The sequence below is a fragment of the Oceanispirochaeta sp. genome (genome assembly GCF_027859075.1).
Classification (GTDB): Bacteria; Spirochaetota; Spirochaetia; order DSM-2461; family DSM-2461; genus Oceanispirochaeta.
This window is the reverse complement of record NZ_JAQIBL010000003.1, coordinates 22,155-45,816: the sequence shown is the minus strand read 5'-3', so window position 1 is coordinate 45,816 and position 23,662 is coordinate 22,155. Positions and strand designations below refer to the sequence as shown.

Below are 23,662 nucleotides of genomic sequence, written 5' to 3'. Positions count from 1 at the left end.
CCACAAAGACAATGTATATTTAATTGGTCTAACCAATGGTTGGCTATAAGATGAAATAAGATAATGATAATTCAAAGATCTCCCAAATATTCCATTGGCTGGAGAGGGAGATCTGGAGGTCCGAATGGATTTAAAACTGAAAGGTAAAACGGCTCTCATTACAGGGGCCAGCGGAGGAATCGGTTCTGCTATTGCAGAAGGTTTAGCCGCAGAAGGGGTTCATACCTGTTTGAATTACAACAGTAATGACAAGGAAGTTCTTCGACTCAAAGATAAATTTACAGGAATGGGTTTGAAATCCGAGGTCTTCAAGGCTAATGTCAGTCAGGAAGAGGAAGTCAGGAATCTTGTGGATTTCACCATTGAGAAATTGGGCCACATTGATATCCTCATCAACAATGCAGGGATTTCCTATCATAAAAAATTCCTGGATATGGACATGTCCGACTGGGATACAGTCATTGACATCAACCTCAAGAGCTATTTTATGGTTTCTCAACTCTGTGCCCGTCATATGGCGGATCGGGGAGAAAGGGGCAAGATTATAAATAATTCATCCATGGTTGAAGCCATTGCCCGTCCAAACCTGACAACCTACTGTGTCTCTAAGGGTGGAATCGGTGCTCTGGCCCGATCTCTGGCGGTGGAGCTGGCCCCTTATAATATCCAGGTGAACAATGTAAACCCGGGAATTATTGAGACTAAAATCCTGGGAGATAAACTGGAGAAAGAGCCGGAATTTAAACAGCATCTAATCGATTTAATTCCTATGGGGCGCCTGGGGCAGGCTGATGAATGCGCAGATCTCTTTGTATTTCTGGCCAGTCAGAGGGCCAATTACATCACCGGAGCTTCCTACTATATTGACGGTGGTGTGACCATCGCTCAATTGTGACGAATAAATATTTTGGAGAACACTATGAGTAAAGAAATCAAGGGGATCTTACCGATTGCCCCTGCTGTGTATAATAATAAAGGGCAGGTGGACTATGAAGATTATGCCTCTGCTCTGAGCTGTATGTTTGACGAAGGCAGCCATGGGATTACCCTCTTCGGCATTGCCGGAGAGTATTATAAATTATCTTATGAAGAAGAATTAAAACTTATTGATGTGACTGTGGAATCTTCCAGGAAGCACGGTAAACCCTGTATCATTTCAAATACAAGACACTCCACAGAGGTTGCTATCGAGTGGGCTAAGCACATTGAGGCCAGCGGTGCCGACTGTATGATGGTTCTTCCCCCATTCTTTTTAAAGCCTGGTGGAGCCTCTCTGTATGAGCATATGAAGGCGGTTGGAAAGGCTGTGAAAATCCCGGTGATGGTGCAATATGCCCCTGAACAGACCGGTGTGGCCATCAGTCCTGATGTTCTTCTTAGGCTCAACGAAGAGTGCCCCAATATCATTTACTACAAGATTGAGTGCAAGCCCCCGGGACTCTATATCGACAATGTTGTCAAAAAGGCCCGGCCGGGAACCGAGGTCTTTGTCGGCAATGCGGGATACCAGATGATCGAAGGACTGGATAGAGGTGCCGCCGGTGTAATGCCCGGTCCCTCCATGTTTGATGTGTACAGGAGCATTTACGACCTGTATATGGATGGCAAACGCCAGGAAGCTTTCAAAGTTCATAAAGAACTGGTTTATTTTCTGAATCATATCCGGCAGAATGTGGAAATGATCATTGCCTTTGAGAAGAAAGTTATGAAGAAAAGAGGCTTTATCAAGTCGGATTACTGCCGCTCTCCCGGCTTTACCAGTGATAAAATATTTGATGATACATTTGAAGAACTCTATGAGGTTATTTCAGAGTATTTCACCGTATAATTAAGGAGACGCAAGTGAGTATGATTAAATCGGTAGAACCGATCATTATTTCAATACCCCGGGATACCCCTTATCTGGGGCCTCTTGAGGATGGAAACAAACCGACACCTCAGGGCTATTTTATCCGCCCCGGGAACAAGAGCATCTATCACCTGACTGATCAGAGCGTTCTTGTGAAGGTTACGATAGAAGACGGCACTGTCGGTTGGGGTGAATGTGTTGCTTTCTATGCGCCGGAGATTGTGAAAACCATAATTGAAGAACTGGTGGGACCGCTCCTGATTGGAAAGGATCCCCAGGATGTACTGATGATCTATGAAGATCTCTATGATGCCATGAGGGTTCGTGGTTTCTTCGGCGGCTTTTATCATGATGCTCTGGCGGGAATCGACATTGCCCTCTGGGACCTGAAAGGAAAAGAACTGAGGCAGCCTGTTGCGGCTCTTTTGGGATCAAAAAGATACAAGAAACTGCCGGGTTATGTTTCCGGTTTGCCAGAAAACACGATAGATAAAAGAGCCGATCTGGCAAAAAAGTGGATTGATAGCGGCTTTGATGCCTTTAAATTTGCTTCCGCCGTGTCCGCAGACGGCATCATGCCTGAAATGGAAGCCCTGAGAACTGCTGTGGGGTCCAAGCCGAAAATTCTCATAGACATGCACTGGAAATTCAACGCGGCCGAGGCGATTGCCATGATTCATAAACTGAATCAGTTTGATTTGTATGTGGCGGAAGCCCCGGTTAAACCTGAAGACATAGCTGGTCAGGCTCTTGTGGTCCGATCTGTACCAGTGCAAGTGGCAATAGGGGAGGAATTGAGAACCATATATGAGTATAGGCCACGATTTGAACAGCTTTGCATGCATGTGATTCAACCGGAGATGGGCCGAACTGGACTGACATCCATGTGGAATATCTGCCAGATGAGTCAGGCATTCAATATGACTGTTATGCCCCATGCCAGCATTGGTGTAGGTATTTTCCAGGCTGCCAGCCTGCAGGTTGCCGCAGCTTTGAACAATCTGGTTTACCATGAGTATCAACACTCCATTTTCGACAAGAATCTGAAGTATCTGAATACGACCATGAGCTGCTCTGAAGGATTCTTTATGGTTCCACAGGAACCAGGAATAGGGGCAGAACCCAATGAATCACTCTTTCAGTTTGTGAAGAAGTAGGCTGTATGCTCCATAAAAAACCCCACCGGGAAGGCGGGGTTTTTTTCTATAAAGAAGCAGTCAAAAGTTTAAAAGAACTGAAGCAGTCCCTTTTCAACACTCCTGAGGTGCTGTTTCATTGCCTTCTCAGCTTCTTTCTCATCATGATTGGCAATGGCATTGACAAGCATTTCATGCTCATCAATATGAGGACCAAGGTGATGGAGTAATCCTGTCGTTTTTTCCTTGGCAAAGCGCCAGAAATTATCAGACTTCATTCTGTCTGTAATGACTTTCATCACATCATAAAGGGATTTGTTCTGAGACATCTCAGCAATATAGAGGTGGAAATCTCCATCCAGGTCATAATTGATCTCTTTTTCCCCAGCGGGTATGTCATAACCTGAATAAAAATCCTTGAGATGAAGTATTTCGGATTCACCGGCATTTTTTGCCGCCAGTTTTGCCGAAAGGGGTTCAATTGTTTTACGGACAATGATCAGATTCAGGGGATTGTCATCTCTTTCCATCATTTTTGAAAGGTCTGTGGTCTTTTCGATAGGACCATTTACCTTGATGAAGCTGCCTGAACCGGTTTTTGTTTCAATAATTCCAATCATCTCCAGAGCGCGGAGGGCTTCTCTCAGAGCTCCTCTGCTGACACCCATCGTTTCCGACAGGTATCTCTCTGAGGGAAGTTTGTCTCCCCGTGTCAGATCCCTGGAGTTAATGAGACCGACGATTTGCTCACTGATAGCTTCTGTCTTTTTTTTAAAGCTTATCCGGCTGAAAGTGTCTTCCATTCTTATACTTTATGTTCTATTTTATGCATCTGTCAACTGGTTTAGCCAGTAAACCTGAATCCATAGAAGAAAGACGGCTATTTAATGAAATAATTTCATTTTTATGGAATACTATTTAAAGTATTTCCATGTAATAAAATATTGAAATAATTTCCCTCCATCTGATACTTGATCAGCATTCGGAATTGCTTTTAAAAAGAATTGAATTGGTTTGATTATAAATTGGTACTACCACTTGACAGCTGGGCAAACCAGGGTTACAATTTTTATATCTTATAGCCAATGGAAATCAAATTACTTCATGTCGAAAAATAAAGAGAGGAGATTTTATTTTATGAAAAAACTAATGTTATTGTCACTTGCATTACTAGTATCTTTATCCCTATATGCCGCCGGTCAGGGAGAAAAGTCTGCAGCAGCAGATGGTCCTGTAAATCTGGATTTTGTATCCTGGGGTGCCGCAGAGGGTCAGGGAAAAGCGGCTTTTGAAGCCATGGCAGATGCTTTTGCTGCAACAAAACCGGGACTGACCATCACGCATGTTCCTTTTCCCTATAACAATGTGAAAGACCAGCTTCTTATTATGTCAGCTGCCGGAAGTGCACCGGATCTGGCTCAGGTTAAAACAGAATGGGTTCCTGCGCTGCATAAAGCCGGTGTATTGGCTCCACTAAATGACTTGCTTCCCCAGAGCACAATCGATGACTTTCTTCCTGCCGCACTGGAAGGCACCACCTATGATGGACAGATCATGGCCGCTCCCTGGTGTCCCAGCCCCATCGGACTATGGTACAACAAAGAACTTGTGGCTAAAGCCGGATTCGACGGGCCGCCCGCAACCTGGGCGGAACTTCAGGAACAGTCCAGAGCCATTGCTTCTTTAGGTAAGGATGCCAGAGGCAATACGATCTATGGTCTGGGTATTTCATCGAAAAAACTGACCGGTACAGGTTACTTTTTTCTCCTTTACTTCTGGAATTACGGTGGGCAGTTTGTGGACAGCAAAGGGAATGTCATGTTGAACTCTGCTGAAAATATCAAAACCTTTGAAGATACAAGAGCCCTCTTTGAGGAAGGTGTTTCACCATTGGGTGTCGAAATTAAGGACCTGAGAAACCTGTTTGCACAGGGACAGCTGGGGTTCCACCTTGATATTGAAGCCGGTCCCGCAATTTTTGGCGGAGCCGCTCCCGAAGGCGCAGCCTTCAATGAAAAAGTTGGATTGGCAGAGATTCCTGGAATGAACGGTCGAAAGGGTGTAACTGCTTTTGTTGAACATGATCTGGTTGTTTTTAAGGATTCTAAGGATCCCAAATTAGCCGCTGAATTTGTTGATTTTATGTCAGGTCCTGAGGGGATGGCTATTTACACTAAAATCCTACCCAAATACACAGCTCGAAAATCATCATCACAGATTGATTTCTACAAAGCATCAACGGATCCTTACATGGCAACATTTCTAAAGATTCTTGATAATGCCCTGCCTCTGCCCTGTAAAAACCCAAGCTTCCTTGAAGCCATGGAATCAGTGGCTGTTGGTATTCAGAAAGTTGCCCTGACAGATGAGCCCATTAAGCAAATCGTTGCGGAAATGGATAAAGAAGTTAAAGCAATCTATGCAGAATAATTAGAATATATTCAATCCGGTATGTTAAAATCAATATGCCGGATTAATTATTTCCGGGGCTGGTTATTGGCTGTCAGTCTTAATTAAACAGATTTAAATAGGTAAGTAATTATGATTTCAACTAGAGAAAAAAGAGACCGGATCTTCGCTATCAATTTATTGGTCCCTGCATTTCTTGTCTTTTCCATTGTGATATTTGTTCCCATTATTAAGGGAATAATAATGAGTTTTATGGATCACACCATATACAATATGGCCCATCCTGTTTTTAACGGGTTGGATAACTATATCAAGCTCTTCAAGAGCGGGATCATCCTCACATATTTTAAAAATACTTTTTTTTATGTATTTTTTGAAGTGGGAATACAGTTCCTGCTGGCTTTTATGCTGGCTTTAGCCTTGAGCTTTAATCTGAAGGGTCGGGAAGTTTACAGGGGATTGTTTCTGATTGCCTGGACGATACCGTCTGTAGCTGTTGCTATGCTCTGGACGCTGATGTTCCAGTCTCAGTACGGTATTATAAACTATCTGCTAAGCAGCGTCGGATGGATCAGCGATTCCAATTTGTTATGGACTCAGAGTCCTGAGAGGGCCATGATTACAGTGATAGTGGCTGTCATGTGGCGCCAGTTGCCTTATATGGTAACAATGCTGGTTGCCGGTTTATTATCCGTTTCCAGAGAATTGATAGAAGCGGCTACCATTGATGGCTGTAATAGACTGAGAGTACTGCAGCATGTTATTTTCCCCTCAATTTCCACGGTGCTGGTAACGACAATCACCATCTCAATCATCAACAACTTCCAGATGTTTACGATCATCTACAATATGACTGGCGGCGGCCCCATGGATAAAACCATGACCCTTTCTGTCGGAGCCTATCACGCTGCGTTCGTACAGCATGATTTAGGAAGCGGTTCTGCAATCGGTGTCTTATGGCTGATCGTTCTCAGTGTTTTTTCAGTGATTAATATTAGAGCTTCTGAAAAGAAGAACTCCGGTTATATTTAAGGACTCCAGGAATGAAACAATTTTTAAATAGACATGGTTTGAATATTACCAAATATGCCTTTGTGAATCTGATGCTAGTCATCGTTCTCTTTCCCATTTACTGGATGCTTCTGTCATCTTTTAAAACAAATAATCAGTTGCTGACACTGCCTCCAGAGTTTATACCAAGCTCTGTCACATTGGCAAATTACATTGAAATCCTGGGAACCCCCAAGTATCTGATCTATTATAAAAACAGTCTAATAGTCACTTCAATCACTGTCGTACTGACCATTATCATCTCCATTCTGGCGGGTTACTCTTTCTCCAGGTATACCTTCAAGGGAAAGAAAGTTGCCATGCTTCTTGTGCTTTCCGTGCAGATGTTTCCCCTGGTGGCCATTCTGATCTCTCTGTATACCTTCTATGCCAAGCTTCACCTGTTGAATACATTCACGGGGCTGATCCTCACGGATATTACCCTGTCTCTTCCCTTTGCTATCTGGTTTTTATGGGCCTATTTCAATACGGTACCCCGTTCTCTGGATGAAGCGGCCTATATTGATGGATGCAGCAGGATGAGAACTCTTTTTACAATTATTGTTCCCCTTGTTAAGCCCGGTCTGCTCTCTGTGGCTATCTATACCACCTTGAAAACCTGGGATGACTTTCTATTCTCTCTCGTCATTATCACAAGAGATGCCATGAGAACCCTTCCTGTCGGAATTGCCGTCAGTTTCCTGGGAGAATATGTGCATAATTATGTGGGTATGATGACTGTCTCCGTTGCCGCATCTGCCCCTTTGGTTATTCTCTTTATTCTTCTTCAGAAGAATATGGTTTCCGGTCTGACCACCGGATCTGTAAAGGGTTAATTCTAATGCTGGAAAAAAAACAGAACATACTGGTTTTGTTTCCTGATCAGCTGAGAGCTGATGCGCTCAGCTGTAATGGATGTAAGGCCATATCTACTCCCCACTTAGACCGTCTGGCTGCGGAAGGTGTTAACTATAAAAGGGCCCTCAGTCCCACTCCTCTTTGTGTTCCCGCCAGGGCTTCCATGCTGACAGGACAGAATGCTTTAGTGACAGGAGTTCTGAATAACGGGTCCTGGCTCCGTACGGACCGTGAGGTTCTGGGTATGAAGTCCTGGCCGGAAATCCTGAATAAAGCAGGGTATAGAACAGCTGCCATTGGTAAGATGCACTTTTATCCCTGGGACAGTCCTGAAGGGTTTCAGGACCGTATCATCAGTGAAGATAAACGGCACACCCATATTCAGGATGACTACCAGAACTATCTTAAATCAAAAGGGATGCACAAATATCACGGGATGGATCACAAAGACTATCTGGTACAGAAAGGAGCGGTCGTCAGCCGTATTCCTCTGGAAGATCAAGTGGATACCTGGGTGGCTGATCAGACGATATCTTACCTGGCTGCCCTTGACCAGGATCAGTCCTTTGCGGTGATTGCAGGATTTCCGGGACCTCATTGTCCTTATGATCCTCCAGCGGAACACCTGGATCAGGTTGATCTCTCTCAAATCAAAGCTCCCGTCGGGAATCCTGTTGATTGGATGAAATCCGATGCAGACCGCATCAACAGGATGCCCTGGAATGGTGTGGATTATTCTGATGCTTCCCAGGAAGACTATCTCCGCATTCGTCATCACTATCTGGCTCTTGTGAAACAGATCGATGATGCGGTGGGACTCATTTTGAACTATCTGGATCAGAGCGGTCTTGCAGAGACAACCACCGTTCTTTTCACATCAGATCATGGTGATTTTCTGGGAGATCATGATCTCATCGGTAAACGTTACTTTTTGGATCAGGCTGTGTCAGTTCCTCTTCTTATCAGAGGAGCCGGTTTTACACCCGGCACTCAGGTGGACAGTCTGGTCAATCTGACGGATGTATACAACACTATTTTTAGCATTGCCGGAATAGAATCATCCCCTTCAGAAGACTGTCAGATTCTTGACGGGTCTGAAAATCCGGAAAGGTACATTTTCGGAGCCTTGGATACGGGATTTTTTGCAGCCTGGAAAAATTGGCGGTTGTCACGGTATTACAATGGGGAAGCCTACCTTTTTAACCTAGAGGCTGATCCTCTGGAGAATAACAATCTGATACTTGATAAGACCTGTTCGGAGATCCTGAACCAGCTGGACCGCCGGCTGAGTGTCTGGATTCTGGAGTCCTCCAGGACAGCTCATCTGGATAAGAAAGTTGTTCCAGCTACGGATAATGCCGAAGACCCTTTCAATCAGGCGGGATGGACACGGCCCTATCCTTTTCCGCATCAGGGATAGTCATTATGCATATCAATAATAAGACTCCCTACTTTTCCGAAGGATTATCCGGAGCCGCTCTGGGGGGACCTGAGGGTGTGGTACTCAGACTTCCTGTACCTCTAAATTGTGAAGACATCTGCCGGTGCAGGGTCTTCGCCGGTTCGGAATTCCATTCCAGGGGAAGCCTGGTTTTGAAGGATGTGAAATCCGGCCTGGAATTGGGCCGTTGTGAAGTCAGTTATACCTGTCAGTTCCAGCCATTCTATATCGATTTTAAAAATGCTCCCTCTGGAGACATCGAGGTCAGCCTGGTTCTGAAGGAGGATTCTGATCGTCTCTCATCTCAATCCTCCTTCTGGGTTTTTACGGGAGATCCCTTTGAGAACTGCTTTGCCCCTGCCTTTTTAACCGGTGCAGAAGAAACGCGTTCTGAACAAAACCTTCTGGAAGCTCATACCGGCCCTTGGGGACTTCAGCCCTTCAATTGGATTTACGGTTGTGTTGTTGACGGGCTGAGTGATCAAATGCTGGTTCAGCCATCGGAAAGCCTGTTTTCCGGAATCAGGAAACAAATTTCCTGGTTTTTCAGTGAAAAGGGGAGTTTAGAGTATACGGGACCTCACAGTGAAAAGCGGGAAAATGAGCTTTTCGGTATTGAACAGCTCCTCTGTTTCATCCCTCTTCTTCGCTTTATTCCCGACCATCCGGGAATCAGGATTTTTGATGAATTCTGCAAGAAACATCTGGGTCCAGATGGATTGATCATGGATAGGGGAGTGGATGCTGAGGGACTGATTCTGGAGGATTATTTTGTTTCTGTAGAGGGGTTCTATACCCTGGCTTATCCGCTTGCTCTGCGAGCTGGACAGTTGAATGATCTCTCTTTAATGAAAACCGCCGTGGATCAGATCCGCCTCAGGCTTCCCTATGTGCTGAAGGAGGGAATTGTGTATCAAAAATCCTCCATTTCCGGACACTTTTATCAACCATACTGGGCCAGGGCGTATTGCTGGTTCCTTTTAGGCTTAGTGAAAACCATTGCACTTGCCCGGAAAGACATGGGTTGTCAGTATTTGATTGAAGCCTTCCAGTCAGTTGCCGCATCAGTTTTGGATACCTTCAAGGAGGATGGCCTTTTTCCGGTGTATTTTTATGAACCTGAGACTCTTGCAGATACCTCCGGCTGTGCCGGAATCGGAGCGGCCTTTGCACTGGGATACAGGGAAGGACTCTTGGGCAAAGAATATCTTGATTGTGCCCGGCTGGTAGAGAGGGCATTATCAAAACAAATTAATCAAGATGGTTTTTTATGCGGTGCTTCCCAGCTGAACAGAGGGACGCCGGATTTTCAAAAAGAAGAGTTTCGGGTTTGTGCCCAGTTTGGGGGCGGATTGTATCTGCAGCTTACTGCCGCCTTAAGCGGAATTAGAATAAAGGAGAATCAGAATGACGGGACGTGAAAGGTTTCTAAAAGTAATTAACAAGGAGTTGCCTGATGCTCCCCCGGCCACTCTATTCAGCAGCTCTATCCGGAGATTTCTCCTTTAGACGGTGCCGCTCTGGATAAAGCGGTTGCCGCATTTCAGAGAGAGATGGGGCTTGATATATTTGTCCGTATTCTTTTTGATATGGAAGAATTTTCGGCAATGCCCCGGCAAGGAGTTGAATTCCACAAGGAAACTGACTCCCGGAAAGAGACTGTCACAAAAACCAGGTATACCATCCAGACCCCGGATGGAGAATTGACTCAGGAACTCTCTGTCAATGAGCCTTATCCGGGGACTTTCCTCCATGCCTGTACCGAGAAACCGATCAAATCGATGAAAGACCTGAAAATGGCGGTTGCCTATGAACCGGGGTGTTCCTCTGAGTTTTTTGATCCTGTAAAACAAAGGGTGACATCCGCCCAGGCTTCCGTGGGTGAAGACGGGATTGTCGGTGTCTGGTGTCCTAATGGCGTGTTTAATAATGCCTCTCGTCTGTTAGAACTGGAAGAATTATATTGTCTGTTTCTGACGGAACCTGATTTCTTCAGTGAACTAATGGAATTTTCACTGAAAAGGATCTCCACATACGCCAGGGCCATCGCAGAATCCGGAGCGGATGTCATGATTGTCGGTGGTAATGTAGCCGGTGGATTTCTGGGTAAAGAGATGTTTGACAAGTACATCCTGCCCTATGAAAAACGTTTTTTTGCTTCCTGCCGTGAGATCGGAATCAAGACGCTTTATCACAATTGCGGTGAGATCATGAATCTGGTGGAATCCTATGTGGCAGCAGAAGCAGATTGGGTGGAACCTTTTTCTCCGCCCCCACTGGGTGATGCTGCTCTGGCTGACGCCCTGGCAACAGTAAAGGGCCGTTATACCATCACCGGAGGTGTGGACCAGATCAATGTGCTGCAGAATGGAAGGGTGGAGGATGTGATCAAGGCTACCGAGGCCGCCCTGAAAACTGGGATGGACTCGGGATTTCCTTTTGTGCTCCAGTCAGCGGACTTTCTGGAGAGGGATACCCCCCTTGAGAATATCAGGGCCTATGCACGGACGGTGAGGCGGATTATATCATAGTAAAAAGATGGAGTAGAATCATTTTTTTACCCTTTCGTTTGATCGTGAATTTTCAACCTTGAAGATCTGAAATACTTTGCATTCCCAATATTATGGTTTATCATGTGAACATGCAATTTCAATTTGATTATGCCACTCTCAGTTTTATAATCATACCTATATCAATTGTATATAGCATCTTAATACTTTTAATAAAAATCCATTTTAGAAATCAGTTTCAGGGGACTATGCTCTGGTTTCTATCTATGATTCTACCAGTCGTCGCCTATAATTATATTTTTCTAAAATATTCTATGATTCCCATAATACCCTTAGTACAGCCGGAATCCTTGTCTATGCCTGCCGTCATCACTATTGTAAGCTTTTTCCTGGGGAATCTTTTCCTTGAAGTGGGGTGGCGACGTTTCTTCGAGGTACCTGCACAAATTATTTACAAAGCAATACTGTTTCTAATGGCTCTTGTCTTTGCAGTAACCTCAAAGCATCTGAATGTCTCTCCCTTGCTCATTTTCGGTTTTTTTAATTGTCTTGTCTTGTTTCTGCTTCTAATTTTTTTGATAAGAATGAAATTGCAAAATCATAAATATGCTTCCATTTCTCTTGTTTTTTTAATTTTTCTGGGACTTGTTGCCACTGCCCTTCCTATCTTCACGGGGAACATGATGGAGGCCGATTCCATTTCCCAGTCTTTACGAGTTGATTTATCTTTTTCACTGATCTGGAGAAATACCTTTGTCCTTTTTTCCATCTATGTTGCTGTCATGCACAAGTTCAAAGTTGATCTGATGGACGAAATGGTGGAAAAGGAGCGCCTGATGAAAGAATTGGAGAGGCTTTCCCTGACGGATGCTTTGACTAATCTTCAAAACCGGAGAGGATTCAACCAATTTATGGAGTATGAATTTAAACAGATCCAACGGAGTGGAGAGTCCTTTGCCGTTACCCTTTGCGATATCGATTTCTTCAAGAAGGTAAATGACCGTTACGGTCATGATTGTGGGGATCTTGTTCTTAAAGAAATCGCTGCTGCACTCCGCAGGAATGTGAGAGATCAGGATTGCCTGGCCCGATGGGGTGGAGAAGAATTTATACTTCTCCAAAAGATGGATCTCTCACAGGCGGCGCTTTCAGCAGATCGTATCAGAAAGGAAATTGAGGGGTTGAATTTTGATTATGAAAATGAAGGTTTTTCAATTACCATGAGTTTCGGAATTGCCGGTATGCTACCCAGAGATAAAGACTTTGAAGAGTCTATCCTTGCTGCAGATCGGAATCTTTATAAGGCGAAGGACGCGGGAAGAAACTGTGTTGTTGTATAGCCGTTGTCTGGAATATCATCTTTACCATACTAATTTAACGGCTATACAACCCAGAAAAGGTCTAGATCAGGAATTGAATTCCCTCACCGTCTCAAATTGAGGACAATGGCTGCGGTATTGACGATGCCATTAAAGAGCGAATTCTAAATCCTTTCTTCAGCACTAAAATTACAAAGAGTAATATAGGATTGGGCCTGACAATCTCCAATAAAATCATAGAAGAATTCAATGGAACCCTCAGCTTTATGAGTGAGACGTGTAAAGGTACTACCTTTATCGTTGATTTGCCAGAGAAAGATCCTCCCCGGGTTTGAGGCTTTTTTTTCATTCAATGGTTCTATGATTTCTATGCCTTTGTGTGGTCTTACCAGTTGACAAGTAAGATATCTGTGGTATAGTTTCATAATGCCCGGGATGAGGGCTCTGAATCATATGATTAACACAAGGAATAATAATCTATGGATATAACAGTCTGTATAAAACAGGTTCCTGGTACCTCTGAAGTCAAGGTCGATCCTGAAACTGGAGTGCTCCAGAGAGATGGAATCGACTCCAAGATGAACCCTTACGATTTATATGCCATCGAAACAGCCTTGAGGCTGAAAGAATCCAAAGGCGGGAAGGTGAGAGCTGTTACAATGGGCCCTCCCCAGGCAGAACAGATTCTTCGGGAAGCCTTTATGATGGGCGCTGATGAGGCTTTTCTCATCTCTGACAGGCAGTTTGCCGGCTCTGATGTTCTGGCTACAGCCTACACCCTGAGTCAGGGAATCATGAAATCAGGATCTTCCGATCTGATTATCTGCGGCAAGCAGACCACCGATGGTGATACCGCTCAGGTGGGTGCGGAAATCGCCGAGTTCCTGAATATCCCTCATGTAACCAATGTCCGCTCTATTCTGAAAACGGATGAAGAATCCATCACTGTCGAGATGGACATGCCCCATACCGTAGAAATTGCCAGAGTCCTCTATCCCTGCCTTATCTCTGTTGAAAAGGGTATCTACCAGTCCAGGCTTCCCTCCTATGTAAAAAAGAAAGAAACAGTGGGCAAACCCATTACTGTACTGTCTCTGAAGGACCTTCCTGATCAGGGCGTCTCCCGCTATGGTCTCAAAGGTTCTCCCACTCAGGTGGAGAGGATCTTCCCCCCGGAAACCCGTGATGATCATGAAGTATGGTCCGGCAGTTCTAAAGAATTGACCCGGAGACTTTTTGAGAAGCTCCGGGATGAAAAGCTTTTGGTTCAATAGGAGGACCGCAATATGAAAGAATTAGTAATACATCAGAGCATGTCAAAAGGCTTGAATAAACAAACACTGGAAGACCTCTGTCCCTTTGCTGCTATAGCCTGCGGTCCAGCTTCCGAAGATTACATTGAAATAACCGCTGCCTGTAAAATGTGTGGTCTCTGCGTGAAAAACGGACCTGCGGGTGTTTTTGAACTGATCGAGATAGATGACTCTCACCCAGGGAAAAAGCCGCTGAACAAAGAGGATTGGAAGGGCATCGCCGTCTATATAGACCAGGTGGAGGGAGAAGTCCATCCTGTCAGCTTTGAACTCATCGGCAAGGCCCGGGAGCTGGCGGCCAAGGTGAATGCTCCTGTTTATGCCCTCTGCATGGGTTCCGGGATAGCTTCCATGGCCCGGCAGACCCTGCTTTACGGTGTGGATAAAGTCTTTGTGTATGATCAGAAAGAGCTGGAGCATTTCAGGATTGAGCCCTACACAGCAGTCTTTGAAGATTTTATTAATGAAGTCAAACCCTCTGTCTGTCTGGTAGGAGGTACTACTGTGGGACGCTCCCTGGCTCCGAGGACCGCCGCCCGGTTCCGAACAGGACTGACCGCCGACTGCACTTTCCTGGATATCAAAGAGAATACAGATCTGGATCAGATCAGGCCGGCCTTCGGCGGGAATATCATGGCACACATCCATACCCCCGCTCACAGACCCCAGTTTGCCACGGTCCGGTATAAGATCTTTTCCGCTCCCGAGGCTCTTCTGGAGTCAGAGGTCAGGGGAGTGGTTGAGGAGAGACAGCTCCCTGTAGAAAAACTGTCTTCCAGGATTGAAGTCCTGGAGGTAAAACCCAAGGTTCTGGATGTGGGTATTGAAGAAGCCGAGGTCATTGTTGTGGCCGGACGGGGTGTCAAAAAACAGGAAGACCTTAAGATGCTGGAAGAACTCGCTTCTTCCCTGGGAGGACAACTGGCGGCAACCCGTTCCCTGATTGAAGCCGGCTGGGCGGACCCCCGCAAGCAGATCGGTCTTTCGGGAAGAACCGTCAAGCCGAGACTGATCATCACCTGCGGTGTTTCCGGGGCCATACAGTTTGTGGCCGGGATGAATTCTTCCGAGCTCATCATCGCCATTAATACCGATGCGGCGGCGCCCATCATGAAGGTGGCCCATATTGCTCTTGAAGGGGACCTGTATGAGATACTGCCCTTCCTTTTGGAAGATATTAAATCCAGGGCCGATGCCGCTGTTTTGCAGGTTTAAAGGAGAGAATGAAAATGACGACGACAGATGCAAAAATATACAAAAAGATAAGTTCTGAGGATATCCGGGCTCTTATCGGCATGACCGAAGAGAGCCGGGTTTTTACAGGAACGTCAATTCATGAAGACTACAGCCATGATGAACTGGCGGGGATACATGCCTATCCTGAGGTCCTGATTGAAGCCCTCAGCAGCCGTGAAGTTTCTGCCATTTTACAGTATGCCTATGAACGGGATATCCCTGTGACTCCCCGGGGGCAGGGAACCGGACTTGTAGGCGGTTCTGTGAGTATTCACGGGGGCATCATGCTGAGCCTCCAGAAGATGAATAAGATCATCGAACTGGATGAGGATAACCTGACCCTGACGGTGGAACCGGGTGTACTCCTGATGGAAATCTCCAAATATGTGGAAGATCACGACCTGTTCTATCCGCCCGACCCGGGAGAGAAGAGTGCCACCATCGGCGGGAATATCAATACCAATGCCGGGGGAATGAGGGCCGTAAAATACGGGGTCACCCGGGATTTTGTCCGGGGCCTGGAAGTGGTGCTGCCTGACGGCCGTATTATTGAAACCGGCGGTAAAGTGGTGAAAAACTCCTCAGGATACAGCATCAAGGATCTGATTGTCGGTTCCGAGGGGACTCTGGGAATCGTGACCCGGGCCATCCTTCGCCTTTTGCCTCTGCCCCCTGTAGCCGTGAGTCTGCTGATTCCCTTCCGGGATATCCGCTCTGCCATTGAAACGGTTCCTACCATCATCAAGTCAAAAAGCACACCCACAGCCATCGAGTTTATGGAACGGGATGTTATTGTTTCCTCTGAAGAATTTCTGGGAAAGCACTTTCCCGATAAGTCGGCCGACGCCTATCTGCTTCTGACCTTTGACGGAAACAGCAGGGAAGACATCGAAAAAGCCTATGAACCGGTGGCGGAGATCTGCCTGGCCAACGGTGCCAGCGATGTATTTATATCGGATACCCAGGAGAGGCAGGAGTCCATCTGGTCGGCCCGGGGGGCTTTTCTGGAGGCCATCAAAGCCTCTACCACAGAAATGGATGAGTGCGATGTGGTGGTTCCCCGCAAGAGTGTGGCCGATTTTATCCTCTATACCCATGAGCTGAAGGAAAAGCACAATATCCGCATCAAGAGTTTTGGCCATGCGGGAGACGGGAACCTTCATATCTACGTCCTGAAGGACGATCTGGATGAAGAGACCTGGAATCTGAAGCTGGAAGCTGTTTTTGAAGATATGTATAACAAGGCCGAAGAGTTCGGTGGGAAGGTTTCTGGAGAGCATGGTATCGGATTTGCTAAACGGCCTTACCTTCAAAAAAGCATGGGAGATGACTCGATGGAGCTGATCTACAGGATCAAGCAGGCATTTGATCCCAAGATGCTCCTGAATCCCGGAAAAGTAGTGAACAGCTGATTAAAGGTTTTTCTGGTAGATCTCTTTGACATTCATCAGGTGGCGGCTCATAGATTCCCGGGCCCCTGCGGGATCATTAGCCTTGATGGCGTCAAAGATATTTCTGTGTTCTTTGTAGAGGAGGCTGACATTTCCTTTATTCTGAAGGACCAGGGCCCGGCCTCCTTTGATGGAAATTTCCAGGAGAGAGTTTACGAACTCCGAAGCTTTTTTCAGGATGTAATTGCCGGATTTTTCAGAGATTCGTTTGTGAAACAGAAGGTCTCCCGCCAAACCTTCGGCACCGTCTCCGCTTTGTATGGAGGCTTCCATCCGGAGGATGGGCTCTTCCAGGTAGTCCGCAATTTCGGGAGTGCAGTGTTCTGCAGCCAGTTCGGCAGAGCGGATCTCCAGGAGTTCTCTTAAATCAAGGAGTTCCAGCTCAAAGTTTTCGTGTTTTGTGAGGAGTGGTGCAAAGGTATTGAAAAAGGGTGCCAGATTGAGGTCGGTCACATAGGCACCCCCACCGGCTCTGATTTCAACCATTCCGATGGTTTCCATAGCCCTGAGGGCTTCTCTTACCGAAGGCCGGGAAACCTGAAACATTTCTGCCAGTATCCGTTCGGCCGGTAGTTTTTCTCCGGCTTTAATTCTATCGGTGCGGATCATCTCTACAAATTGAGAAATGATTTCCTGGTAGACTCTCTTCGTAACAATCGGTTTCACATCCATGATGGAGTATTATAGGCTGTGATGGCCTTCAGAGACAAGATAAATAATAACTTATTATACTGGTAAGACCAATAAGAGCTGAAAGAGAATCGGAAAGTATTCTGAAAAAAGCCAGACTGAGATTCTAATTGATGGCGTTTATGATTATGATATCTTAAACGTTGAGGAGGAATGAAATGTCATTAAAAGTAGCGAATAAACTGGTTGTAACCATACACTATAAATTATCAGATGATGAAGGAAATCTACTGGACAGCACAGAAGGGGATGAAACTCTGGCTTATATTCATGGAACAGATAGTCTGGTTCCGGGATTGGAAAAGGTCCTGAATGATAAAAGTATCGGGGATTCACTGAAAGTAAGAGTGGATGCTGCTGATGCCTATGGAGATATTCTCCCTGATCTTGTCGAGGAAGTGGATAGAAAAGAACTTGCAGAATTGGAACCAATTGAAGTGGGCATGGAATTTGAATCCGAGGATGAAGAGGGGGAATTGACTCTCGTCGAAATAAAAAAAATAGAAAAAGATAAGGTGACGATTGATGCCAATCATCCCTTAGCAGGAATGAATCTTAATTTTGAAGTTGATATAGTTGATATCCGTAAAGCCACTAAAGAAGAGCTCAGTCATGGTCATGTTCATGAGGGGGGCCATCATCATCATTAGATCAGAACGTCCCTGAAGGGGTTGGGTGTGTTTTGGAACAGGAGAGCTGAACATAATGAATAAGATAATATTTGCATCCGGTTGCTACACGGAGAAGTCCGTAAATATCCCCGGCGCCTGCGGTGAGGGCATTGTACTGCTGACTTTTGAAGAAGAGACGGGTGTACTGTCAAAATTGACAGTAACAGGAGGAGTTACAAATCCTTCTTATCTGGACTGGGATGGTGATCTACAGAAGCTTTATGCCATCACAGAGAATCCCCGGGGGGAAGGGGAGGTTCGCTCTTTCACTCTTGAATCTAATTTTACTTTGACTCTAGGGTCACTTCAAACCGGACCCGGCCCCGCAGGATGTCATATCCGAGCTGTGAAGGATATGGAGAGGATCTTTGCTGCTTCCTACCGGGGCGGCTGTTTAAAGTCCTATGGTCTTGAAGAGGGCGATGTTGGCAAGTCCATCAAATCCTTTGAATATTCAGGAAGCGGGCCCAATGCTGTCCGTCAGGAGTCGCCCCATGCTCATCAGGTTCTTCCCGGCACTGATAAAAAACACATCTATGTCTGCGACCTGGGGAGTGACAAGGTCTGGATTCACGATGCTGCGGATGATGAACTGCCTGTTGTTTCATCCCTCTCGGTCCCACCCGGGTACGGTCCCCGGCATCTGGCATTCGACCCGGAAGGGAAGTCTGTGTATATCCTCTGTGAGCTTGTGCCCCGATTGCTGGTAGCCCGGTTAAACCGTAACGACGGCAGTCTGACCCTGGAACAGGATCTACCCTCAGTGGGAGACAATTCTCCCGGCGGAGCGGCTCCCGCCGCCGTCAAGGTACATCCTTCCGGGCGGAGCCTTGTCGTTTCCAACCGCTTTGACGATACGGTCACCGTTTTCTGTATTCACCGGAATGGGAAGGATGGTTCTGTGTCTTTAGAGGCTTTTGATACATTCAGCACCAGGGGGAAGGTACCCCGGGATATCTGTTTTTCACCATCGGGGAAATGGCTTCTTATGGCTCATCAGGACTCGGATGATGTGCAGATCAGGGCATTCGATCCGGCAACTGGTTTACCTGGGGAAAAGTGGGCAGAACCACTGAACTTGGGGTCTCCTGTCTGTCTGATTACTTTGGTATAAAGATATTCTGAGAACAATTTACCCAGTCCTGTAGTTTTTTTCGTGGAACTCCATTTCATGCACTGCAACGGAAATAATGATGAATACCTCCTAATATTATCTTCTTTTTGATTACACCATGTCTTCAAACAATGAATCCGTTTGGTATGAGATCTTTCAGTGATTGAGATATTGCTTTTGGGGTAAAACTATGAGTAATAATTTAAGTAGATCTCTACTGAAAATGAATATGATATAGTCTCTCATAACCGATCTGACTCTCAGAAACTGCATAAAACGCAAATCAACCGAATTAAAACATCGGCTCCTTCCGCTTGATCAGCTGCAGACCCAGTCCGAAGGGATCACGCATCATGATCAATTCATCCCCTGCTCCTGTGATTTTGTAGGGATCTACAGTCACAGCTCCAGCTTTCTGAAGTTGAGCTTCCGTTTCTTTAGGAGTTTCAGTCAGAACCGCCAGGTGGAGGGTCAGAAAGTGTGTGGCACCCAGATCCAGCATGGGTGCTGATTCGTTCGAGTATATTTCCAGAATGACACGACCCGTGGGGTCTGCCAGAAAGTGCATGGCACCAGGGACACTGCGGACGATCCTCATATTCAGGTTCTTTTCATACCAGGCGGCCGTTGCGTCTCTGTCTTTTACATTCAGCCCGGTGTGGGCAAAGGTGAATTCAGGTTGTTTACTCATATTATTTCTCCATGTACTATTCTATTTCATCCAGGACTGCCCACAGTTGGGCAAAAAGACCCAGGGCAAAAGGTTCCACTGTTCTGAGATGTGTGTGTTGTTCTTTTTCTCCGCGCTTGTTGTTCGGGGCTACCGAGGATAACCAGCCGTCGGGTTCTAGTAGAGAACAAAGACCGTCGAAACATCTTTTCGCCGCCTCCAGTGCCTCTTCACCGAGTAGGCCCTTCCTGTAAGCCCCCGCCAGTGCCGCGGCAATCCCTGCTGATCCTGAGCTGTCTGGTGGGAACCCCTCTTCATCCAGAAAGTTATCCCAGAGTCCGTCGGGTCTCTGCTTAGAAATAATCCAGCTGCACCTTTCCTTGAAATGATTCATCAGATCATCCGGATAGGAATCCCCCAGAAGAGACAGGCATCTGTAGTTGCCAAGGATATACCAGCAGATTCCCCGGGTCCAATTTTCAAAACTCAGGGTCTCTTCTTTGTTCCTCAGGTACAGCTTGCCCTTTCGAAAGAGCTTCTCTTTTCTCGTCCTCAGCTGAGTGAGAACAGAATCGATCAGGGCTTTATTTCCCTCTCTGACAGCCAGAGTCGCCATGGGGTAGGCGATAGTGTAGCACCCTTCTGCCGTGCTTTCTCCGTCTGTCACGGCTCCATCCTCTCCAGTTCTTTCATCCCACATCTGGCGTGCATAGAATCCGATTGCCTCGAACCCGGGCTGACCTGCAAGACTGGCAACAGGGAGTGTGGATTCGATATTTATAAATTTGTTTCTGACTTCTGTGCCTCTGGGATTTTGATAGAGCAGCTGGCCTTCGGGGCCGATGAAATGGGATGCCCAGCTTGTCAGCGCTATTTTCCAGCCCTGATCCGGGTACACACGGTGCATCTCTGATAAACCGTTCAGCACGCATCCCCCCATCCAGCTGAACTGTGCCAGGGCGTTCTCTTTCAGCCTGGTTTCGGCTTCCTCCAGGCGGGTGTTTCTATCGGCAGAATAGGGGCAGAAGGACGGGGCAATGGGTGCTTCTAATGCGATCCAGAGCTCTCCGTCTCCCTCTGCCGCAGTCACAACAAAACTGCTAATGCGGTTACCCATTGGGATTCTGAGCTTCTGACCATGTGAGGCGAAGGATGCATCCAGCTGCATTTTCCAGTCTCCTGATGTGAGGGTGAGCACACAGTTCTGTCTCAAATCGCAGGCGACGGTCAGACTGAGAAGGGCCTTCTCATTTCCCGGCTCCCAGGAAACCCGGACTCCCTTCTGTATTCTGAAAGCCCTCATCCCTCCCAGAGGAATCTGGCCGGGGGTACCCCCTTGGATGAGAGGATTTACTTCTATGTTCATATTATGTCTTTATCCTCAGGATTCACTCATGTATTGGAGCCGTTCCGCGTTGAGGGCTGATTCAGGCCGGTTTCCCCCGGCAAATAGCTCCAGTTCGTCAGCCAGGCACTGCCAGCGTTCCTCAAATTCCATAGAATTGTTGGCTCTATGAGGTGTCATAAGGACCTTGTCCGACTGCCTTAAGGGGCTGTCATCAGGGAGTGGTTCTTCTTCATAAACATCCAGGGCCAGATAAAAGTCATCCCGCTCTTTAAGGGCTTTAACCATCCCTTTTTCATCAACCATTTTTCCTCTGGCAATATTTATAAAGTGAGCATCACTCTGCATCTTCATAAAATGTTCATACCGGATCATATGATGGGTCTTTTCGGTGTACCCTCCCGCCAGGATGATGATATCACAACTTTCGAATACCTGATCAACACTCTTCAATTGTACTCCCAGATCCTGTGCTTCTTGAGGGGACATGTGTCCTGACTGGATGCTGATTTCGGATGTAAACAAGCGAAAGATGTCGAATATCCCTCTGCCGATTCGCCCAAATCCGATTATCCCGACCTTTCTATCCTGTAGTATCCGGCTTCTTCCCAGACGGAAACGGGGCCAGGGATCTTCCCCTTTCATGTAATGATGATAGCTGTGTATCTGCAACAGGGAGGAAAGAGCCAGTCCCAGTGTATATTCCGCCATAGGCCTGGGGCGTGTGGCACCGGTATGAATGACTGTCAATCTTTTTGCCACAGCATAGGCATCGGCTATTCCCTGGCGGGTTCCTCCATAGGTTGTCCCTATGATTTTAAGGTTTTTGCCTTTATCGATGACTTTTTCTGTCAGGATGACATCTTTCGTGAAGGGGATGATGATTCCCTCTACCTGGTCTGCGTACTGGAGGAGGGCCGCTTCATCGGCTGTCTCGATTTCGATCAGATCAAATGTTTCTTCTATTCTGGCTTTGGCCTGTTCATCTGCAATTTTGCAGGCAAAGAGGATTTTCATTTTATCGCTCATTCACTTCTCCTATGCTGAGGTTTCGCAGGCCGCCCTTATACCAGGAGACCTGATTCTGCCTGACTCCCAAAGAGAGTCCGGGAAAGGGCAGGGGGCGGAAAGGGACTTCTTCGCTCCTGCACTCTATCTTACCATCGATATATCCGCTGATCCCCTTCTCTGTTACATCAATTTCAAGGGTATACCACTGACCATGGGGATAAAGCCTGTTTTCATCAATCAGAGCCTGCCCTTTTTCTCCGTTGGAGTAATACACATCCAGGTACCAGAATCCGTCTGTCTTGCTTCGCAGTTCTATCATCAGCCTTGAGTTGGCTGCACCATCGCCGGGATGACCCAGATGAAAGAATCTCTGTTCGAATCCTCCTCCACTTTCGGGCTTTATATCCAGTTGAATCTTGATGGATCTTTTACAGTTCGGACTGTACTCAGCCTGGAATAATCCATCCCTGAAACCGTCAAAAAGGGCTTCACACTTTGTCACATCCGGGAATCCGATCTTGTTGAACTCTGTTAAATCCATTTTTTTCATGTTCTGATCATCCTGATAATTCATATTACGGAGATTGTTTCCCCCTGAATTAAAAAGGAAAAACGGAAAGAGGAATAGAGGGCCCTCAATCCGTTTTTCCAGGAAATAATTATTTGATTAGAAATATCCGCCCTTGTCGATGACTTCTTTTGCGGTCATGCCGCTGTCCACCCATTTAGCAATTTCTACTTCTTCTTTTTGTATCTCCTCGGCCCTGAGCAGGGATTCCCAGGCTTGCTCCCGGGGGATGATGAGGACACCGTCAATATCTGCCAGCACCACATCTCCCGGATAGCAGAAGGCTGTTCCAATTTTAATGGGAACCTGCCAGTCGATAATCCGGAAACGGCCCATCATGGCATTGGATGTCTTATATTTTGTCCAGAGAGGAAAATTCAGACCCTTAACCTGTCTGGTGTCGCGCAGGCCACCATCCACCGCGGCACCGCGGCAGCCTTTCTGTTTGGCTGCTTTGGTCATCATTTCTCCCCACTGGGCAGATTCTGTATCTCCGGAAGTGTCCCAGACTATGAAAGAGTTTTTAGGAATTTCATCCAGCATGACGCCCCGGCGGGCCATGTCGTTGGGATCGACCTGGATGTCTGCCAATCCTTTAATCGTAAAAGCGATACCGCAGCTTACTTTCTCATCATCCAAGGGAGTTATGTTTGAGGGCAGAGACTGATAGAGGAACATGTTTTCTCTCAGCACATCATTCACCGCGGCAGTCCATAATTTTTCATAGCGTTGGATTAACTCTTCATCAGATACAGGAAAGGGTTTGATCTCCCTTCCGTCTTTTTTCCGCTGGGCAACCAGCTTCTCTACTTTCATGGGCATAAGCATTTTTCCTTTTCAAATTATTAAACCAATCATACGCTCCCATCCCTGAAGCGGGCCATGTCGGATGTGAGTAAAATTTACATGAAACGGTTCCCATCATGTCAGTATGAAGTCAGGATGAGGGTAGTAAGCAGGGAGGATGATCGAATCGTTTAAATTTTTAACCCTTTTGAAAATTGCGGGATCATGGAACCTG

Annotated in this window: 23 protein-coding genes; 16 read left to right on the top strand and 7 right to left on the bottom strand. The window is 46.4% G+C overall.

The genetic code is table 11. The features are described from left to right. Positions 1 to 124: 124 nt before the first annotated feature. From PF479_RS00300 to PF479_RS00290, 3 genes are read left to right on the top strand one after another with little or no spacing between them, the layout of a single operon-like run. A complete protein-coding gene (locus tag PF479_RS00300; protein ID WP_298001055.1) occupies positions 125 to 895 on the top strand; it encodes an SDR family NAD(P)-dependent oxidoreductase in 771 nt (256 codons plus the stop codon). 24 nt (positions 896 to 919) lie between these two features. Next, entirely contained in the window at positions 920 to 1,828 is a 909-nt protein-coding gene (locus tag PF479_RS00295; RefSeq protein ID WP_298001053.1) for a dihydrodipicolinate synthase family protein, read from the top strand. A gap of 20 nt (positions 1,829 to 1,848) precedes the next feature. Beyond that, the gene (locus tag PF479_RS00290; protein WP_298001082.1) at positions 1,849 to 3,006 is read left to right on the top strand and encodes a mandelate racemase/muconate lactonizing enzyme family protein; all 1,158 of its coding nucleotides are present in this window, start codon (positions 1,849 to 1,851) and stop codon (positions 3,004 to 3,006) included. Between the two features lie 68 nt (positions 3,007 to 3,074). Here PF479_RS00290 and PF479_RS00285 read toward each other — a convergent pair whose 3' ends face one another. Next, positions 3,075 to 3,788 (bottom strand): FadR/GntR family transcriptional regulator, encoded by a 714-nt coding sequence (locus PF479_RS00285; RefSeq protein ID WP_298001051.1) that lies wholly within the window; start codon positions 3,786 to 3,788, stop codon positions 3,075 to 3,077. 334 nt (positions 3,789 to 4,122) lie between these two features. Here PF479_RS00285 and PF479_RS00280 point away from each other — a divergent pair, with 334 nt between their 5' ends. The 11 genes from PF479_RS00280 (at position 4,123) to PF479_RS00235 (ending at position 16,533) form a co-directional block, all read left to right on the top strand. Next, positions 4,123 to 5,415, top strand: a complete 1,293-nt coding sequence (locus PF479_RS00280; RefSeq protein WP_298001049.1) for a sugar ABC transporter substrate-binding protein — start codon at positions 4,123 to 4,125, stop codon at positions 5,413 to 5,415. Between the two features lie 222 nt (positions 5,416 to 5,637). Beyond that, on the top strand, positions 5,638 to 6,426 hold the full coding sequence (locus PF479_RS00275) for a carbohydrate ABC transporter permease (RefSeq protein WP_298001048.1): 789 nt from the start codon (positions 5,638 to 5,640) through the stop codon (positions 6,424 to 6,426). 11 nt (positions 6,427 to 6,437) lie between these two features. Beyond that, a complete protein-coding gene (locus tag PF479_RS00270; protein WP_298001046.1) occupies positions 6,438 to 7,280 on the top strand; it encodes a carbohydrate ABC transporter permease in 843 nt (280 codons plus the stop codon). 5 nt (positions 7,281 to 7,285) lie between these two features. After that, positions 7,286 to 8,722 carry a sulfatase-like hydrolase/transferase gene (locus PF479_RS00265; protein ID WP_298001044.1) on the top strand — a complete coding sequence of 479 codons (1,437 nt, stop codon included), beginning with the start codon at positions 7,286 to 7,288 and terminating at the stop codon, positions 8,720 to 8,722. A 5-nt stretch (positions 8,723 to 8,727) separates the two neighbouring features. Beyond that, positions 8,728 to 10,164: a glycoside hydrolase family 88 protein gene (locus PF479_RS00260; RefSeq protein ID WP_298001042.1), complete on the top strand. Its 1,437-nt coding sequence runs from the start codon at positions 8,728 to 8,730 to the stop codon at positions 10,162 to 10,164. Positions 10,165 to 10,296: 132 nt separating this feature from the next. Next, positions 10,297 to 11,274 carry a uroporphyrinogen decarboxylase family protein gene (locus PF479_RS00255; protein ID WP_298001040.1) on the top strand — a complete coding sequence of 326 codons (978 nt, stop codon included), beginning with the start codon at positions 10,297 to 10,299 and terminating at the stop codon, positions 11,272 to 11,274. A 569-nt stretch (positions 11,275 to 11,843) separates the two neighbouring features. Beyond that, positions 11,844 to 12,593: a GGDEF domain-containing protein gene (locus PF479_RS00250; protein ID WP_298001038.1), complete on the top strand. Its 750-nt coding sequence runs from the start codon at positions 11,844 to 11,846 to the stop codon at positions 12,591 to 12,593. 77 nt (positions 12,594 to 12,670) lie between these two features. Next, a complete protein-coding gene (locus PF479_RS20675; RefSeq protein ID WP_367277187.1) occupies positions 12,671 to 12,907 on the top strand; it encodes an ATP-binding protein in 237 nt (78 codons plus the stop codon). Between the two features lie 144 nt (positions 12,908 to 13,051). Further along, positions 13,052 to 13,846, top strand: coding sequence for an electron transfer flavoprotein subunit beta/FixA family protein (locus PF479_RS00245; RefSeq protein WP_298001036.1), 795 nt, complete (start codon positions 13,052 to 13,054; stop codon positions 13,844 to 13,846). A gap of 12 nt (positions 13,847 to 13,858) precedes the next feature. After that, complete coding sequence (locus PF479_RS00240) at positions 13,859 to 15,100, top strand: electron transfer flavoprotein subunit alpha/FixB family protein (RefSeq protein WP_298001034.1); 1,242 nt, start codon at positions 13,859 to 13,861, stop codon at positions 15,098 to 15,100. Positions 15,101 to 15,114: 14 nt separating this feature from the next. Next, positions 15,115 to 16,533, top strand: a complete 1,419-nt coding sequence (locus PF479_RS00235; RefSeq protein WP_298001032.1) for an FAD-linked oxidase C-terminal domain-containing protein — start codon at positions 15,115 to 15,117, stop codon at positions 16,531 to 16,533. On the opposite strand, the gene PF479_RS00230 is transcribed toward PF479_RS00235, so the two are convergent. Then, on the bottom strand, positions 16,534 to 17,244 hold the full coding sequence (locus tag PF479_RS00230; RefSeq protein WP_298001031.1) for a FadR/GntR family transcriptional regulator: 711 nt from the start codon (positions 17,242 to 17,244) through the stop codon (positions 16,534 to 16,536). It lies immediately after the preceding gene. A 176-nt stretch (positions 17,245 to 17,420) separates the two neighbouring features. Here PF479_RS00230 and PF479_RS00225 point away from each other — a divergent pair, with 176 nt between their 5' ends. Continuing rightward, positions 17,421 to 17,912: a peptidylprolyl isomerase gene (locus PF479_RS00225; RefSeq protein ID WP_298001029.1), complete on the top strand. Its 492-nt coding sequence runs from the start codon at positions 17,421 to 17,423 to the stop codon at positions 17,910 to 17,912. Between the two features lie 55 nt (positions 17,913 to 17,967). Further along, on the top strand, positions 17,968 to 19,047 hold the full coding sequence (locus PF479_RS00220; protein WP_298001028.1) for a lactonase family protein: 1,080 nt from the start codon (positions 17,968 to 17,970) through the stop codon (positions 19,045 to 19,047). A gap of 292 nt (positions 19,048 to 19,339) precedes the next feature. Here PF479_RS00220 and PF479_RS00215 read toward each other — a convergent pair whose 3' ends face one another. From PF479_RS00215 to PF479_RS00195, 5 genes are all read right to left on the bottom strand, one after another. Beyond that, on the bottom strand, positions 19,340 to 19,738 hold the full coding sequence (locus PF479_RS00215) for a VOC family protein (RefSeq protein ID WP_298001025.1): 399 nt from the start codon (positions 19,736 to 19,738) through the stop codon (positions 19,340 to 19,342). A gap of 16 nt (positions 19,739 to 19,754) precedes the next feature. Next, on the bottom strand, positions 19,755 to 21,083 hold the full coding sequence (locus PF479_RS00210; protein ID WP_298001023.1) for a glycoside hydrolase family 88 protein: 1,329 nt from the start codon (positions 21,081 to 21,083) through the stop codon (positions 19,755 to 19,757). Between the two features lie 15 nt (positions 21,084 to 21,098). Continuing rightward, the gene (locus tag PF479_RS00205; protein ID WP_298001021.1) at positions 21,099 to 22,091 is read right to left on the bottom strand and encodes a D-isomer specific 2-hydroxyacid dehydrogenase family protein; all 993 of its coding nucleotides are present in this window, start codon (positions 22,089 to 22,091) and stop codon (positions 21,099 to 21,101) included. Beyond that, the gene (locus PF479_RS00200) at positions 22,081 to 22,623 is read right to left on the bottom strand and encodes a hypothetical protein (RefSeq protein WP_298001019.1); all 543 of its coding nucleotides are present in this window, start codon (positions 22,621 to 22,623) and stop codon (positions 22,081 to 22,083) included. The genes PF479_RS00205 and PF479_RS00200 overlap by 11 nt, the downstream gene beginning before the upstream one ends. 117 nt (positions 22,624 to 22,740) lie before the next feature. Further along, the gene (locus PF479_RS00195) at positions 22,741 to 23,463 is read right to left on the bottom strand and encodes an RraA family protein (RefSeq protein WP_298001017.1); all 723 of its coding nucleotides are present in this window, start codon (positions 23,461 to 23,463) and stop codon (positions 22,741 to 22,743) included. Between the last annotated feature and the right edge of the window lie 199 nt (positions 23,464 to 23,662).

Coding starts and splice junctions, on each gene's coding strand:
- PF479_RS00300 (WP_298001055.1), top strand. CDS start 125: ATGGATTTAAAACTGAAAGGTAAAACGGCTCTCATTACAGGGGCCAGC.
- PF479_RS00295 (WP_298001053.1), top strand. CDS start 920: ATGAGTAAAGAAATCAAGGGGATCTTACCGATTGCCCCTGCTGTGTAT.
- PF479_RS00290 (WP_298001082.1), top strand. CDS start 1,849: ATGATTAAATCGGTAGAACCGATCATTATTTCAATACCCCGGGATACC.
- PF479_RS00285 (WP_298001051.1), bottom strand. CDS start 3,788: ATGGAAGACACTTTCAGCCGGATAAGCTTTAAAAAAAAGACAGAAGCT.
- PF479_RS00280 (WP_298001049.1), top strand. CDS start 4,123: ATGAAAAAACTAATGTTATTGTCACTTGCATTACTAGTATCTTTATCC.
- PF479_RS00275 (WP_298001048.1), top strand. CDS start 5,638: ATGAGTTTTATGGATCACACCATATACAATATGGCCCATCCTGTTTTT.
- PF479_RS00270 (WP_298001046.1), top strand. CDS start 6,438: ATGAAACAATTTTTAAATAGACATGGTTTGAATATTACCAAATATGCC.
- PF479_RS00265 (WP_298001044.1), top strand. CDS start 7,286: ATGCTGGAAAAAAAACAGAACATACTGGTTTTGTTTCCTGATCAGCTG.
- PF479_RS00260 (WP_298001042.1), top strand. CDS start 8,728: ATGCATATCAATAATAAGACTCCCTACTTTTCCGAAGGATTATCCGGA.
- PF479_RS00255 (WP_298001040.1), top strand. CDS start 10,297: ATGGGGCTTGATATATTTGTCCGTATTCTTTTTGATATGGAAGAATTT.
- PF479_RS00245 (WP_298001036.1), top strand. CDS start 13,052: ATGGATATAACAGTCTGTATAAAACAGGTTCCTGGTACCTCTGAAGTC.
- PF479_RS00240 (WP_298001034.1), top strand. CDS start 13,859: ATGAAAGAATTAGTAATACATCAGAGCATGTCAAAAGGCTTGAATAAA.
- PF479_RS00235 (WP_298001032.1), top strand. CDS start 15,115: ATGACGACGACAGATGCAAAAATATACAAAAAGATAAGTTCTGAGGAT.
- PF479_RS00230 (WP_298001031.1), bottom strand. CDS start 17,244: ATGGATGTGAAACCGATTGTTACGAAGAGAGTCTACCAGGAAATCATT.
- PF479_RS00225 (WP_298001029.1), top strand. CDS start 17,421: ATGTCATTAAAAGTAGCGAATAAACTGGTTGTAACCATACACTATAAA.
- PF479_RS00220 (WP_298001028.1), top strand. CDS start 17,968: ATGAATAAGATAATATTTGCATCCGGTTGCTACACGGAGAAGTCCGTA.
- PF479_RS00215 (WP_298001025.1), bottom strand. CDS start 19,738: ATGAGTAAACAACCTGAATTCACCTTTGCCCACACCGGGCTGAATGTA.
- PF479_RS00210 (WP_298001023.1), bottom strand. CDS start 21,083: ATGAACATAGAAGTAAATCCTCTCATCCAAGGGGGTACCCCCGGCCAG.
- PF479_RS00205 (WP_298001021.1), bottom strand. CDS start 22,091: ATGAGCGATAAAATGAAAATCCTCTTTGCCTGCAAAATTGCAGATGAA.
- PF479_RS00200 (WP_298001019.1), bottom strand. CDS start 22,623: ATGAAAAAAATGGATTTAACAGAGTTCAACAAGATCGGATTCCCGGAT.
- PF479_RS00195 (WP_298001017.1), bottom strand. CDS start 23,463: ATGCCCATGAAAGTAGAGAAGCTGGTTGCCCAGCGGAAAAAAGACGGA.